This is a genomic window from Acinetobacter sp. IRS14, from assembly GCF_034650275.1.
Classification (GTDB): domain Bacteria; phylum Pseudomonadota; class Gammaproteobacteria; order Pseudomonadales; family Moraxellaceae; genus Acinetobacter; species Acinetobacter oleivorans.
In genome coordinates this window covers 218,990-232,982 of the sequence record NZ_JAOVFN010000005.1, presented here as the reverse complement: position 1 = coordinate 232,982, position 13,993 = coordinate 218,990, and the positions used below count along the sequence as shown (strand labels likewise).

Below are 13,993 nucleotides of genomic sequence, written 5' to 3'. Positions count from 1 at the left end.
GTAGGGGGGATCGTTCGTCTCAAACGATCCTTAACACCAAGCTGATCCTTGATCAACGATTATGAGGATAACGCCGTTGACAAATTTATCTGGGACTAAACCAACAGGCAAGCTTCAAAAGAATCTTGTACTTTGGCATATTGTTATTATTGGTTTAGCTTACATTCAGCCATTAACGTTATTTGATACTTTTGGTTTAGTGTCAGAACGAAGTGGCGGTCATGTACCAACTTCCTACATTTTTGCATTAGTCGCAATCTTATTAACATCGATCAGTTATGGACATATGATTAAGCGCTACCCTTCTTCTGGGTCGGCCTATACGTATGCTCAAAAATCAATTCACCCTAATGTTGGCTTTATGGTGGGTTGGTCTTCTTGGTTAGACTATCTACTGTCACCGCTTGTTAATATTATCTTGGCAGATATTTACCTAAGAGCTCTTTTTCCAGAAGTAAATAACTGGTTATGGGTGATTGGTTTAACAACACTCATGACTGTTATTAATTTATTTGGTGCACGGTTCGTTGCACGTTTTAACAGTACGATTGTTGTTATTCAGCTTGGCGTAATTTTTTACTTTGTTTATCAGGTATATACTTTACTTACTCAAGGTGTATATGCAGATGGAACTTTAAATCCAGATAAAGCAGCATTGTGGTCATTAACTCCTTTTTGGAACGATATAACGTCTGTCAGTTCTTTAATTGCTGGCGCGACTGTACTCTGCTTCTCTTTTACCGGATTTGATGCTTTATCTTCTCTTGCTGAAGAAACAAAAGATGCAGAAAAAACGCTACCAAAAGCTATCTTTTCTACAGCATTACTTGCAGGTATTATTTTCATTGTAAGTACTTACTTCATCCAATTATATTTCCCAAGTAACCCAAACACTTACTTTAATCCTTTAGATGAATCACAACCTGTGATGGTCGCTGCGATTGGTAGCTTGATGTTTAAAACTTTGGTTTTATATTTTGCTGTAGTCGCTGTGATGGCATCAGGTATTTCTGCCCATGCGGGTGTATCACGTTTAATGTATGTGATGGGACGCGATGGTGTCATCAATAAGAAATTATTTGGTCATATCAGTCCAAAACTGCACACTCCAACTTACAATATTCTTATTGTTGGTGTGGTTGCTTTATCTGCTGGCTTTTTAGATCTTGAGCATATTGTTAACTTAATTAGTTTTGGTGCTTTAACTGCTTTTAGTTTTGTTAACTTCTCTGTGATTTCTCGCTATGCATTAAGAGATGGCAAAAACAAAACACCTAAAGACATCATTAATTATATTATTGTACCAACGCTTGGTTTTGCCAGTGTGTTTATGATGTGGTTAGAGATTGATAAGCTTGCCTTACAAATTGGCTTAGCTTGGGCCGTTATTGGTGTAGGTTATCTTGCCTATAAAACTAAAGGCTTCAAATATAATGCTCCGCAACATAACGAGCATGAGTAATAAAAAAGGCGCTTAAAGCGCCTTTTTTATGGTCAAATTAACCGTAAATTTTATTCACAATGCTTTGTACACGTTGAGCATAAAGTTTTGCTGTTTCGAGATCACCCGTTGGAACCTCTTGCGCACTTGCATCAGAAGGTGATTGAACTAAAAGCCCAACTGAACCACCTAAGTTGTTTACATCTTCACGTGTTGCATCTTTCGTATTTGCTGGTGATAAACCAAGGCTCACCCAAATTCCACCATGCTGTGATGCTAAAGTTTGTAATTGGATAAGAGTTACTTGCTTATCCCCATTTAAGCTCGCGCTGTTTGTGAAGCCAGCAAATACTTTATCTTGCCAACCACGTGTAAACCATACTTTTGAAGTTGCATCAGCGAACTTTTTAAACTGCCATGGCGCTGTTCCCATATAAGTAGGCGCACCAAAAACAATCCCCTTTGCATCATTTAATGTCTGCCAATCTTGATCAGTAATATTACCTTCCTGATCAATTTGAACGAGCTGAGCATTAATCTCGTTTGCAAACGTTTCAGCAACTACTTTTGTATGGCCATAACCAGAGAAATATACAACCGCGATATTAGAGTTAGACATGGGAGAAAACCTTTGTTTTATTAAATTCCACTTTATGATATATTTTAGAAACTAGGTGTCAATTAGTTACTAATTGGTAACTAGGGTAATTTTTCAAAAAATTATAGGTAAATGGTATGAATGAATGTCTAAAATATAATATTTTTCAACAACATTGCCCTGCTCGTTTATTTTTTGAAAAAATTGCAGATAAATGGGTTTTATTGATTTTAAATGTTCTTGAGGAAGAAACTCAACACTTCAATTTGCTCAAAAAGAATATTCAAGGTATTTCTCCTAAAGTCTTATCACAGAAGTTAAAAATGTTGGAGAGAGACGGTTTCATCGAACGTAAAATTCAGAATACCTCCCCAATTCGTGTTGATTACTCACTTACTTCTTTAGGGCAAAATGTTGCTTCAATGGCATTCCAATTAAAGGAATGGGCCGAAACCAATATTGAGCAAGTTTTAGCAGCCCAAATAACTTATGATGAAAAAATACTAGAACAGGCTTAAATAGATTTAGACAAAAATAAGGCCACAACTGTGGCCTTATTTTTATTTAAAACTTAGTTATTTATCCTAAGTTTTTGAAACCTTGCTGACGCCATGCTTCATAAACAATGACGGCTGTGGCATTAGACAAATTTAAACTTCTTGAATTTTCAGCCATCGGCAATCGAATCCATTGTTCTTGCGGAAACATTAAGCGAACATGCTCGGGCAAACCACGCGTTTCCGGCCCCATCAATAAAGCCACAGATCGATTTAAATCAACTGTATGCGGGGTTGCAGAACCTTTAGTAGTGAGCGGAAAAACATGCTCAACACCTTTAGCTTTTAAGTCTGCAAGACATAGTTCAATATTGTCCCAAATCTGCATACGCGCCCATTCATGATAGTCCAATCCTGCACGCTTGAGCTTTTTATCATCTAGCTCGAAACCCAAGGGTTTGACTAAATGCAACTGTGCGCCCGTATTAGCACATAAACGAATGATATTGCCTGTATTGGCAGGAATTTCAGGCTCGTATAGGACAACATGAATCACAAATTTTCTCGACTTTAATAACAAACAATAAATTCAGATGAACTTATTGCCATTTTAACTGTTCACGTAAACTCACTACTTCACCAATAATGGTTAAAGTCGGCGCTACGATATGATGTTCAGACACTTTAGTCGCAATATCGGCTAATGTTCCAACGATAACTTTCTGTTCTGGTGTGGTTCCTTTAGAGATTAAAGCCACTGGCATATCAGCACGTTGACCATGAGCAATAAGTTGCTCACAAATACGCTCCAATCCAACCAATCCCATATATAAAACTAAAGTTTGATTTTCATAAACCAGTTCATTCCAAGGGAGTTCAGGTGAACCTTCCTTTAAATGCCCAGTTAAGAAACGAACACTTTGTGCATAGTCACGATGTGTTAGCGGAATACCCGCATAAGCGGAACAGCCTGATGCTGCTGTTATGCCCGGTACTACTTGGAAAGTGACATTTGCTTCAACAAGCTCTTGAATCTCTTCACCACCACGGCCAAAGATAAACGGATCACCACCCTTCAAACGACAAACACGTTTTCCCTGTTGAGCATATTCAACCAGTAAAGCATTAATACCGTCTTGTGGAACCGAGTGATTTGAACGGGCTTTACCGACATAAATCTTAGTCGCATCACGGCGGCAAAGTTCTAAGATGGGTTCAGACACCAAACGATCATAAATCACAACATCTGCTTGTTGCATAAGACGTAATGCTTTTAATGTCAGTAGCTCAGGGTCACCCGGCCCAGCACCTACCAAGTAAACCTCACCTTTAGGCGCGGTCCATTCTGTTAAGGCTTGCTGAATTAAATCATTTGCCACGTCCAGATTGTCATTAAAAACTTGTTCTTTTAATGGACTGGCATATAAGTTTTCCCAAAAGATTCGGCGCTCATCGGGGTTTGTAATCTTTTCTTTTACCTGCTTACGCCATTGACCTGAAAACTCAGCGAGTTTCCCCATACCATGTGGAACTATTGTTTCTATTTGAGTACGAAGTTGTCTAGATAAGACTGGCGATGCACCATTTGAAGCCACAGAAATGATCAATGGAGAACGGTCAATAATCGCTGGAACCATAAAACGGCAGTGTGGAATATCATCTACACTATTAACCAACAAATTACGCGCTTCACAGTGTTCAAAAACGGCTTTGTTCACTTGGGCATCATTAGTCGCAGCGATCACTAAGCGATAAGGGGTATTTAATATTTTTTCGACAAAGGACTCGACAAAATACTGCCCACCTGTCGTTTTGACTAACTGTAAAAGCTGCTCTTCAATCGCAGGAGCAATAATATCAATTACTGCTCCCGCTTTCGCTAATAAGTTTGCTTTGCGCAACGCAATATGCCCACCACCCACAATCAGACAACGTTGCTCTTGCAACTTTAAAGAGATTGGAAAAATATCCACCTTAAACCTCTACATTAATCATCTGATTATGTTTAAGCAAAAACCGTGCACAATTTAGATGCAAAGCTTAATCAATAAATGTTAAACCACCCATATATGGGCGTAATACTTCTGGAACCTCGATAGAACCATCTTCACGTTGGTAATTTTCCATTACTGCAAGCAAAGTACGTCCAACTGCTAGACCAGAACCATTTAATGTGTGCACCAATTCGGTCTTCTTTTGATCCATTCTGTAGCGTGCTTTCATACGGCGTGCTTGAAAATCACCCATATTAGAGCAGCTTGAGATTTCACGGTAAGTATTTTGACTTGGAACCCAAACTTCTAGGTCGTAAGTTTTAGTCGCACCGAAACCCATATCCCCACCACAGAGCAAAATTTTGCGGTATGGCAAACCAAGTGCCTGCAAAATGCCCTCAGCATGTGCAGTAAGGTCTTCAAGTGCCTGCATAGAAGTTTCAGGTTTAACGATTTGCACCATCTCAACTTTATCAAATTGATGCTGACGAATTAAACCACGGGTATCGCGACCATAAGAACCAGCTTCACTACGGAAACACGGTGTATGCGCTGCATATTTTAATGGCAAGCGTTCGGTATCAATAATCTCATCACGAACGAAGTTAGTAACAGGAACTTCTGCTGTAGGGATAAGGTAATATTCTTTTTCACCTTGAAGTTTGAACAAATCTTCTTCAAATTTTGGTAACTGACCCGTACCACGAAGTGAATCAGCATTTACCAAATAAGGCACATAAGCTTCTGTATAACCATTCTTTAAAGTATGAGTATCAAGCATGAACTGAGTTAAAGCACGTTGTAGGCGCGCTAAAGAACCTTTCAACACACTAAAACGTGAACCAGTCAATTTAGTCGCAGTTTCAAACTCTAAACCGCCCATCCACTCACCTAAGTCAGTATGATCTTTGATTTCAAAATCAAACTGACGAGGCGTACCCCATTTTGAAATTTCAACGTTATCATCTTCATCTTTACCAGCAGGAACAGACTCATCTGGTAAGTTAGGGATGCTAAGCGCTTTTTGTTCAATCTCGTTTTGGAGCTCTGACAAAGCCACTTCAGCAGCTTTGATTTCATCACCAATCGCTTGCATACGCGCCATGATTTCAGAAGCATCACCACCGGATTTTTTAATCTGACCCACTTGTTTTGCACCGGCATTACGTTCTGCCTGCAATTTTTCAGTTTTTGATTGCAAGTCTTTACGGCGAGTTTCTAAAGAAGCCCATTCTTGAACATCTAATTGAACACCACGTTTTGCCAAAGCCGCATTAACAGCTTCAATATTATTTCTGAGTAACTTAGGGTCGATCATAATCAATCATAATATGGGTAAAAAACTGGCTATAGTGTAAGGCCTTCACACTAAAAAATATAGTGATCATCTTCATAACGAATAGCTTTCACACAATTGTTAGAATAGATCACCTATTTTAGAACTTATACTTTGGCACACTCGGTAAATACTCAGGTTTAATGAATTTACTCGCTTCAAAATATGGCAGCGTTAATTCAGACATTCCTTCGGCATAAGAAGCCAACTCATAAATTGGATAGACAAAAACAATCCCATTTGCGCCATAGTAGAAATTATCACTTAATTGCAGTTTTTCACGGCTGATATTGTGCTCTTGAAGCCAATTTGTATTCGCATCAAAAAGTGCATCAACTAATTGTTTTTCGACATCTGGCTGAATGAGTTCGGCAACAGTAATATGTTTTTTATTTAATAAATCAAAAGTCACGAACTCTTGATGTGACATGCCATGTGCTGCACCAACAGAATACGAATAGGTCTGTAATGCAAAGGTTGCAAGATTATAATTTTGCCCTAAATAGCGAACATAAATTGCACTTTGACTCGAACGAGGCTCGCCTTCAGGCACTTCGAGTGGCTGATCAGCCAAATTTGCAAAAGCATTCGGATCTGCTTTCTTTATTCGATTAGTGAAGTAATCATTTATCCACTTCTGATTGGTTTGTACTGTTTGAAAGTCATACTCAGTACAACCATCTTCTAAACAAACTTTTGATTTTGGCAATTTTACTGGGATTACTTTTGCCTGAATTACAGGAACACCAGCCTCTTTAGTTTCTTTAACTTTTGCAGTCGAAGCAGCCTGCTCTTCTTTGGCTGTCGACTTTGGTTGGCAACCACTCACAATTGCCATTGCAGCCATTAATGGAAGAATACAAATAATTTTTTTATCGTAAAGTCGCATAATAATCCCCATGAATTTACCTCTATCACTATACAAAGCGTCCGATCGAGGTGGGGTTAAAAAATGTATCTATCTCTCTTATATAAAAAAAGCTACCGTGAAAGGTAGCTTTTTTGAAGAGGCTTTAATTATTGGTCAATAATATCTGTGCCTTTTGGTGGCGTAAAGTTAAAGACAGATGCTGGAATTGAAGCATTTACTTTCACGTTCTTAAAGCGCACATAGGTGGTCTGACCTAATGAGTCTTGTAACACCATAAGCGTAGGTGCTTTATTTGCTCCAAAACTAATTGTTAAGCTTTGGAAAGCGCCATCTTCTTTTTTAGGGAATAATGTGAAATAAAGTTTTGATTTATCGGGTTGCGTTACACGATAAGATTTCATGATTTGATTGGTATTACCAGAAAGTAATAATGCGGGTGTGTCTGCAACCTGATCATCTAAGCTTTGGCGGACCGCTTGTTGTAAATCTGGATCATAGATCCAAACTGTTTTCCCGCTCGTTACAATCGTTTGTTTAGCAGGACTTACTGTTTCCCAATAAAATTTCCCCGGACGTTCAACTTTCATTGAGCCTTTGAATGTCTGGTTCATATGCTGTGCACTTAAACTCTTTTTCTGTGCCACAGTTTTTGTATTGGCTTTCGTTGTTTGTTCAAAATCGGCAGTCAAACGCTGTAATCCTGATAACTGATTAACCAGGTTCCCAATTGCCTGTTGCTCCGGTGCTGCTACAGGCGCAGCAAACACTGTAGTACTCATTACAGGAGCAAGCACTGACGCGCTGAGTGTAATAGCACACATAGTTTTACGAAGCATATTCATGTCATCACCTTTTTAGTTGCTGTAAGACAACTTGCCATCTTCCAAAGTTATGAAACTTAGCAAGCTCTTAATTCAAGACTCATATTAACCGACAAACTCTGTGCTAATCATTGAGAAAATAAGATATTTTGTTATGTTATTCATGTTGTTTGTAGAATTTCATTCATCATGATGAAGATACACTAGATTAAATTCCATAAAAAAAGCCCACAAAATGTGGGCTTTTTTTGAAGCTAAAACTTATACAGTTTCAACTTTTACGTAGCGACGGCCAAATTGACCTTTCACTTCGAATTTTACTACGCCGTCAGCAGTAGCAAATAAAGTATGGTCACGGCCCATACCAACATTTGCACCAGCGTGGAACTCAGTACCACGTTGACGAACGATGATGTTACCAGCAGTTACAGCTTGACCGCCGTAAACTTTAACACCTAACATTTTTGGGTTTGAATCACGACCGTTCTTCGTCGATCCACCGGCTTTTTTAGTTGCCATGTCTCTTACTCCTCGTGATTAGCCTGAAATACCAGTAATTTTCAACTCAGTGAACCATTGACGGTGACCTTGTTGTTTACGGTAGTGTTTACGACGACGCATTTTGATAATGCGGATTTTGTCGTGACGACCATGGCCAACCACTTCTGCAGTTACTTTAGCGCCAGCTACAACTGGAGCACCGATTTGAATGCTGTCACCGTTTACAACCATTAATACATCATCAAATGTAATAGTCGCGCCAGATTCAGCTTTCAATAATTCAACTTTAAGGGTTTCACCCTCAACTACACGGTGCTGTTTACCACCGCTTTGGATTACTGCGTACATAATGTACTCCAATTAGCCCGTGTCGTCGTGCCGATAAGGGATATATCGATCTTAAAACGCTCGCCACTGGGGTTATATAAGGCGACAGATTTTAAGTGAAATTTGATCAAACGACAAGTATTTTCTATTTATCAGTGGCTCCTATTCCCCTCTTTTTACAAAATCAACAGACAGCTTCGAGTGGAATTTAGCAGTTTTCATTGATTCTGAATGAAAATTAAAATACAGTTCCAAACACAAATTGCGACAAGAACAAGTTGTATTAATGCTGATGTCATTAAATTTATTGTTTTGCCGGAAATATCATGTTTTGCTTAAATAAAGAACAAAGAACGCATAAAGACAATAGAAATGATTAATATCAGCCACTTGTTTACCTGTGCAACACATCTTTAATTGTTACACTAACGCCACTTATCTACCAATACGGGGTTTTTCTTCATATGGTCATCGATTTCAAGCAAGACATTCTTGCGCCTGTTGCCTCAGACTTTGCTGCGATGGATCACTTGATTAATGAAGGAATTAGCTCAAAAGTCGGTTTAGTCATGTCTGTCAGCAAACATGTAGTTGAAGCTGGCGGAAAGCGTATGCGTCCGATTATGTGTTTACTGGCGGCTCGCGCTTGTGGTCTAGACCACATGCAAAATGCTCAACGTCTGGCTGCAATCATTGAAATGTTGCATACCGCGACATTAGTCCATGATGATGTGGTAGATGAATCTGGGCTTCGTCGTGGTCGACCTACAGCAAATGCGACATGGAACAATCAAACAGCTGTATTAGTCGGTGACTTCCTGATTGCCCGTGCGTTTGATTTGCTGGTCGATTTAAATAACATGACTTTATTGAAAGACTTTTCAACAGGTACATGTGAAATTGCTGAAGGTGAAGTATTACAACTTCAATCACAGCATCAACCCGATACAACAGAAGAAACATATTTAAAAATTATTCACGGTAAAACGTCTCGCCTGTTTGAGTTGGCTACAGAAGGCGCTGCTATTCTGGCTGGACAAGAAGCATATCGTGAACCTTTAAGATTGTTTGCCGGTCATTTTGGTAATGCATTCCAAATTATTGATGATATTTTAGACTACACTTCAGATGCTGAAACATTAGGTAAAAATATTGGTGATGATTTAATGGAAGGTAAGCCAACTTTACCGTTAATTTCTGCATTAGCACACTCAACAGGTGAAGAGCATGCGATTATTCGTCGCAGCATTGCAACTGGTGGAGTGGACCAATTATCTCAGGTCATAGAAATTGTACAGAAGTCTGGTGCTTTAGATTATTGTCACCAACGTGCCCAAGAAGAAACAGAAGCAGCACTGCAAGCTTTATCAAACCTACCTGATACACCGTATCGTCAGGCTTTGATTAACTTAACTCAGCTTGCGTTACATCGAATACAATAGATATTATTTTGCCTATGCATATAAATTATTCAGATCTTTTTTTAAAAATACAGAAACAGCTTGAGGATTCTCAAGCTGTCATTGACGAAAATCTACTCATTGAGTTAGTCAATGCAATTCGTCCATCCGATCCTCAAAATACGGATGAGATAAAGCAAAAAATTCAGGCTTTAATTGAAAGCCTATTACGCACACCCACAGCTCCCTTCCTGCTACAAACTTTTTTATTACGTCTAATTAATCGCTATAAACAAGTCAGCCTATATGCTGATAGCGGAATTTTGTCTTTAGATGGTTTTTGGAACCAGCTAGGACAAAGACTCGGAGCACATTTTTTACCGTTAATCGAAGATTCAAGCCAACTCAAAATATTAATTGGTAGAATTTTCTATTTAGAAAGTGACAAAATTTGGCTCAATAATATTGATGAGGAAGATTGGGCAAATCTATTTGGTCTTATTGGACAAAGCCAAAGTAATGTAAATGAAAAGCTTGTCATTCAAAGTGAAATGATTAAAGCAATTACCGTTTTATCTTATCGAATTAGTGGAATTGGTCTTTACCCCGAATTTATTAATGCTCAACCAGAATTAACTGAATATGAATCACCATTTTTAGTTCAAAACCGTGAAATTGTTGAATTTATCGAGAAATACAAAAAACAAGAACTTTTTGAACATGAAATTGCGGTGACCTCCCCTCCAGATGCTTCACAAGCATTTGTTATGCTGGAACAGTGTCGAGATGTGGTTTTAAAGATTCGCCGTGCCACCAAAAGAATTGGTGTCAGCTTAAGCTTAACTTATTTATTATCGTTACTTGAGCAGTGCCTCGATCGAATTGAATTACTGCTTTATTTGGTTGTAGATAACACTAAAGGAAAATATGTCTCTTTAGGACATCTGATTTCCGATTTAACCAAAGCGCACTATAGTGAAAAAAGTGTTCGCTCTTTATTAAGTACAACAAGTGAACTTATTGCCTTTCAAGTGACTGAAAATGCCAGCCGAACAGGTGAACATTATGTAAGTACTGATACAAAAGGCTTTTGGGGCATGTATAAAGCTGCTGCTGGAGCGGGCGTCATTATTGCCTGTATGGCATCTTTAAAAATTCTTGCAGCAAGAATGACAATGGCTCCGCTCATGCAGGCCTTTACTTTCAGTATGAATTATTCTCTAGGATTCATTCTGATTCATGTACTGCATTTCACAGTTGCAACCAAACAACCTGCAATGACAGCTGCGGCCCTCGCAGCCACTGTACAACAGCGCAAAGGCTCTAAAACAGCTCAAATTGCAGAGTTAGCTGCCCTGATTATTAATATTATTCGAACACAATTCATTGCTATTTTAGGCAATATTTCAATTGCGATTCCTACTGCCGCACTCATTACTTTTGCTTGGCAGTTCTATCTTGATGAGCCCTTGTTGACTCATACTAAAGCAACGTATTTGTTGCACAGCTTAAACCCCTTCACTTCATTAGCAGTTCCACATGCAGCGATTGCCGGAGTGTGTTTATTTTTGTCGGGTCTCATTGCTGGATACTTCGATAACCTAGCTGTTTACCGAAAAGTCGGTCCACGCCTAAGAGCGCATCACCGCTTAGCAAACTGGTTTGGGCAAGATCGCCTTAACCGTTTTGCTGAGTATATTGAACGTAACTTAGGAGCGTTAGCAGGTAACTTCTTATTTGGGATTATGTTAGGAAGTATGGGTACCATAGGGTTTATTTTAGGTTTACCTTTAGATATCCGTCATATTGCCTTTGCTTCGGCTAACTTTATTCAAGGTTTAATGACCATTAACGGCAGTCCAGACATCGGACTGATTATCGTGTCCTTTCTAGGTGTGTTATGTATTGGTCTCACTAACTTATTCGTTAGTTTCACCTTAACGATTATTGTGGCTCTACGTGCACGTCGTGTTCGCTTCGAACAATGGAAACCTTTAGCCAAACTCGTTATGACCCATTTTCTGACTCGCCCAAGCGATTTTTTCTGGCCCCCAAAACAGCCGCTAGAACTTGAAGAAAATACGACTACAAATAATGGAAAAAAGATAGAACATTAAAAATTTTGCTTTGTACACAAAATGTGAATTCCGTCAATTTTGTTGTGATTGTTTTTCCAAATGTTAAAAATTTTTCAAAATGAATTTACGATGATCTATCAGGCTTGAAAAAAAGTGTACTGGCAAGTACACTTTTAACGGCTTTCAGTAGTGGACACTGCTTGAATAAGCAAAGGTATTTATATGCCCTATTTGTTGCTTTTTATTGGTTGTATTTTTTTAGGATTAGGTGTTCTTGGTTTGTTTGTACCAAGACTTCAGTCTTTGGATCTTCTCAGCGTTCAAATATTGAGTGAATATCGTTCAGATTATCTTAACTCTATTACGATCTTCCTAGCACGGATAGGTGGTATGCCTTTTGTACTTTTTTTATCCTTTCTGGTGTGTATATATCAGGCATGGTATAAAAAATATATTACTGTTATTTTCATTAGCGTGGGAGTTCTTGGCAGTATCACCATGGGTTGGCTGCTCAAGTGGTGTGTTGATCGCCCAAGACCTCCACAGGTATATCATATTGTCGAAAGTTACGGTGCATCGTTCCCAAGTGCACACAGTGTTTATGCATCAACACTGGCTTGTCTGGCAATGATAATGTTATGCCATAAGCCCAACATTAACTCTCCTTATATCATTTTGATTTCTTGCCTTTGGTTTATCTGCATGGGGCTTTCAAGAATATATGCTGGAGTTCATTTTCCAACAGATGTACTCGCCGGTTGGGGCATAGGTTTTATTTGGATTGCACTGCTTTGGCTCTGGTTATTACAAACACAAAGTAGGTTAAGTAAAAAACAAATATATTTTTAGATTTTATCTAACGAGGTGGAACAATGATGTCGGCTAAGCTTTGGGCTCCTGCCCTTACTGCTTGCGCATTAGCAACAAGTATCGCACTTGTTGGTTGTGGCAAAGGCTCCGATGAGAAACAGCAAGCTGCTGCTGCTCAGAAAATGCCGCCTGCTGAGGTAGGTGTTATTGTTGCTCAACCACAAAGTGTTGAACAAAGCGTTGAGCTTTCTGGCCGTACTTCAGCATATCAAATTTCTGAAGTTCGTCCTCAAACAAGTGGTGTAATTTTAAAACGCTTGTTTGCTGAAGGAAGTTATGTACGTGAAGGTCAGGCTCTTTATGAACTGGACTCTCGAACAAACCGTGCAACGCTTGAAAATGCAAAAGCATCTCTTTTACAACAACAGGCAAATCTAGCTTCACTACGTACCAAGCTAAACCGTTATAAGCAACTTGTTTCGAGTAATGCTGTATCTAAACAAGAATATGACGACTTACTTGGTCAGGTTAATGTTGCTGAAGCACAAGTTTCTGCTGCGAAAGCTCAAGTAACGAATGCAAATGTAGATCTTGGTTATTCTACAATCCGCTCACCAATTTCTGGTCAATCTGGACGTTCTTCTGTAACAGCTGGTGCTTTAGTTACGGCAAATCAAACTGATCCTTTAGTGACGATTCAACAGTTAGATCCAATCTATGTTGATATTAACCAGTCTAGTGCCGAGTTATTACGTTTACGCCAACAACTCAGCAAAGGCAGTTTAAACAACAGTAACAACACGAAAGTGAAGTTGAAGCTTGAAGATGGTTCGACTTATCCAATCGAAGGACAACTTGCTTTCTCTGATGCTTCTGTAAATCAGGATACAGGAACGATTACTTTACGTGCCGTATTCTCAAACCCGAACCATCTGTTACTTCCAGGTATGTATACAACTGCGCAGATTGTTCAAGGTGTAGTTCCAAATGCTTATCTGATTCCTCAAGCCGCAATTACGCGTTTACCGACAGGTCAAGCTGTAGCAATGCTTGTTAATGCTAAAGGCGCTGTTGAGAGTCGTCCTGTTGAAACCTCTGGTGTTCAAGGACAAAACTGGATTGTGACTAATGGTCTCAAAGCTGGTGAAAAAGTGATTGTTGATGGTGTTGCCAAAGTTAAAGAAGGGCAAGAAGTTTCAGCAAAACCTTACCAAGCTCAACCAGCGAATCCTCAAGGTGCAGCTCCAAATGCTACAAAACCGGCTCAATCAGGTAAACCTCAAGCAGAACAGAAAGCATCTAATGCATAAGGGGTAGAT

The 13,993-nt window shown here is 39.1% G+C and carries 14 protein-coding genes; 6 read left to right on the top strand and 8 right to left on the bottom strand.

Going from position 1 to position 13,993, the window contains the following annotated elements:
- Positions 1-76: 76 nt before the first annotated feature.
- On the top strand, positions 77-1,462 hold the full coding sequence (locus ODQ17_RS07445; protein ID WP_322902736.1) for an APC family permease: 1,386 nt from the start codon (positions 77-79) through the stop codon (positions 1,460-1,462).
- Between the two features lie 37 nt (positions 1,463-1,499).
- On the opposite strand, the gene ODQ17_RS07440 is transcribed toward ODQ17_RS07445, so the two are convergent.
- Positions 1,500-2,060 (bottom strand): flavodoxin family protein, encoded by a 561-nt coding sequence (locus tag ODQ17_RS07440; protein ID WP_322902734.1) that lies wholly within the window; start codon positions 2,058-2,060, stop codon positions 1,500-1,502.
- 116 nt (positions 2,061-2,176) lie between these two features.
- Here ODQ17_RS07440 and ODQ17_RS07435 point away from each other — a divergent pair, with 116 nt between their 5' ends.
- Positions 2,177-2,557: a winged helix-turn-helix transcriptional regulator gene (locus tag ODQ17_RS07435; RefSeq protein ID WP_016137053.1), complete on the top strand. Its 381-nt coding sequence runs from the start codon at positions 2,177-2,179 to the stop codon at positions 2,555-2,557.
- Between the two features lie 61 nt (positions 2,558-2,618).
- Here ODQ17_RS07435 and ODQ17_RS07430 read toward each other — a convergent pair whose 3' ends face one another.
- From ODQ17_RS07430 to rplU, 7 genes are all read right to left on the bottom strand, one after another.
- Entirely contained in the window at positions 2,619-3,092 is a 474-nt protein-coding gene (locus tag ODQ17_RS07430; RefSeq protein WP_125739283.1) for a tRNA (cytidine(34)-2'-O)-methyltransferase, read from the bottom strand.
- Positions 3,093-3,135: 43 nt separating this feature from the next.
- Positions 3,136-4,509: a siroheme synthase CysG gene (gene cysG / locus ODQ17_RS07425; protein ID WP_322902732.1), complete on the bottom strand. Its 1,374-nt coding sequence runs from the start codon at positions 4,507-4,509 to the stop codon at positions 3,136-3,138.
- Between the two features lie 67 nt (positions 4,510-4,576).
- Positions 4,577-5,848 carry a serine--tRNA ligase gene (gene serS / locus ODQ17_RS07420; protein WP_322902730.1) on the bottom strand — a complete coding sequence of 424 codons (1,272 nt, stop codon included), beginning with the start codon at positions 5,846-5,848 and terminating at the stop codon, positions 4,577-4,579.
- Positions 5,849-5,966: 118 nt separating this feature from the next.
- Positions 5,967-6,767: an RsiV family protein gene (locus tag ODQ17_RS07415; protein WP_322902729.1), complete on the bottom strand. Its 801-nt coding sequence runs from the start codon at positions 6,765-6,767 to the stop codon at positions 5,967-5,969.
- A 116-nt stretch (positions 6,768-6,883) separates the two neighbouring features.
- Positions 6,884-7,579, bottom strand: a complete 696-nt coding sequence (gene lolA / locus ODQ17_RS07410) for an outer membrane lipoprotein chaperone LolA (RefSeq protein ID WP_005310008.1) — start codon at positions 7,577-7,579, stop codon at positions 6,884-6,886.
- A 240-nt stretch (positions 7,580-7,819) separates the two neighbouring features.
- The gene (rpmA, locus tag ODQ17_RS07405) at positions 7,820-8,077 is read right to left on the bottom strand and encodes a 50S ribosomal protein L27 (RefSeq protein ID WP_002116037.1); all 258 of its coding nucleotides are present in this window, start codon (positions 8,075-8,077) and stop codon (positions 7,820-7,822) included.
- Between the two features lie 18 nt (positions 8,078-8,095).
- Positions 8,096-8,407, bottom strand: coding sequence for a 50S ribosomal protein L21 (rplU, locus tag ODQ17_RS07400; RefSeq protein WP_004639133.1), 312 nt, complete (start codon positions 8,405-8,407; stop codon positions 8,096-8,098).
- Between the two features lie 443 nt (positions 8,408-8,850).
- Here rplU and sdsA point away from each other — a divergent pair, with 443 nt between their 5' ends.
- The 4 genes from sdsA (at position 8,851) to adeI (ending at position 13,984) form a co-directional block, all read left to right on the top strand.
- A complete protein-coding gene (gene sdsA / locus ODQ17_RS07395; RefSeq protein ID WP_192455360.1) occupies positions 8,851-9,828 on the top strand; it encodes an All-trans-nonaprenyl-diphosphate synthase in 978 nt (325 codons plus the stop codon).
- A gap of 14 nt (positions 9,829-9,842) precedes the next feature.
- Entirely contained in the window at positions 9,843-11,903 is a 2,061-nt protein-coding gene (locus ODQ17_RS07390; protein ID WP_322902759.1) for a site-specific recombinase, read from the top strand.
- A 183-nt stretch (positions 11,904-12,086) separates the two neighbouring features.
- On the top strand, positions 12,087-12,713 hold the full coding sequence (locus tag ODQ17_RS07385; protein ID WP_004789375.1) for a phosphatase PAP2 family protein: 627 nt from the start codon (positions 12,087-12,089) through the stop codon (positions 12,711-12,713).
- Positions 12,714-12,736: 23 nt separating this feature from the next.
- Positions 12,737-13,984: a multidrug efflux RND transporter periplasmic adaptor subunit AdeI gene (gene adeI, locus ODQ17_RS07380; RefSeq protein ID WP_004789373.1), complete on the top strand. Its 1,248-nt coding sequence runs from the start codon at positions 12,737-12,739 to the stop codon at positions 13,982-13,984.
- Positions 13,985-13,993: the final 9 nt, after the last annotated feature.

What these genes read in the sequence shown, in the direction of transcription:
- ODQ17_RS07440 (WP_322902734.1), bottom strand. Translation starts at nt 2,060, where the DNA reads ATGTCTAACTCTAATATCGCGGTTGTATATTTCTCTGGTTATGGCCAT.
- ODQ17_RS07435 (WP_016137053.1), top strand. Translation starts at nt 2,177, where the DNA reads ATGAATGAATGTCTAAAATATAATATTTTTCAACAACATTGCCCTGCT.
- serS (WP_322902730.1), bottom strand. Translation starts at nt 5,848, where the DNA reads ATGATCGACCCTAAGTTACTCAGAAATAATATTGAAGCTGTTAATGCG.
- ODQ17_RS07415 (WP_322902729.1), bottom strand. Translation starts at nt 6,767, where the DNA reads ATGGGGATTATTATGCGACTTTACGATAAAAAAATTATTTGTATTCTT.
- lolA (WP_005310008.1), bottom strand. Translation starts at nt 7,579, where the DNA reads ATGAATATGCTTCGTAAAACTATGTGTGCTATTACACTCAGCGCGTCA.
- rpmA (WP_002116037.1), bottom strand. Translation starts at nt 8,077, where the DNA reads ATGGCAACTAAAAAAGCCGGTGGATCGACGAAGAACGGTCGTGATTCA.
- rplU (WP_004639133.1), bottom strand. Translation starts at nt 8,407, where the DNA reads ATGTACGCAGTAATCCAAAGCGGTGGTAAACAGCACCGTGTAGTTGAG.
- sdsA (WP_192455360.1), top strand. Translation starts at nt 8,851, where the DNA reads ATGGTCATCGATTTCAAGCAAGACATTCTTGCGCCTGTTGCCTCAGAC.
- ODQ17_RS07390 (WP_322902759.1), top strand. Translation starts at nt 9,843, where the DNA reads ATGCATATAAATTATTCAGATCTTTTTTTAAAAATACAGAAACAGCTT.
- ODQ17_RS07385 (WP_004789375.1), top strand. Translation starts at nt 12,087, where the DNA reads ATGCCCTATTTGTTGCTTTTTATTGGTTGTATTTTTTTAGGATTAGGT.
- adeI (WP_004789373.1), top strand. Translation starts at nt 12,737, where the DNA reads ATGATGTCGGCTAAGCTTTGGGCTCCTGCCCTTACTGCTTGCGCATTA.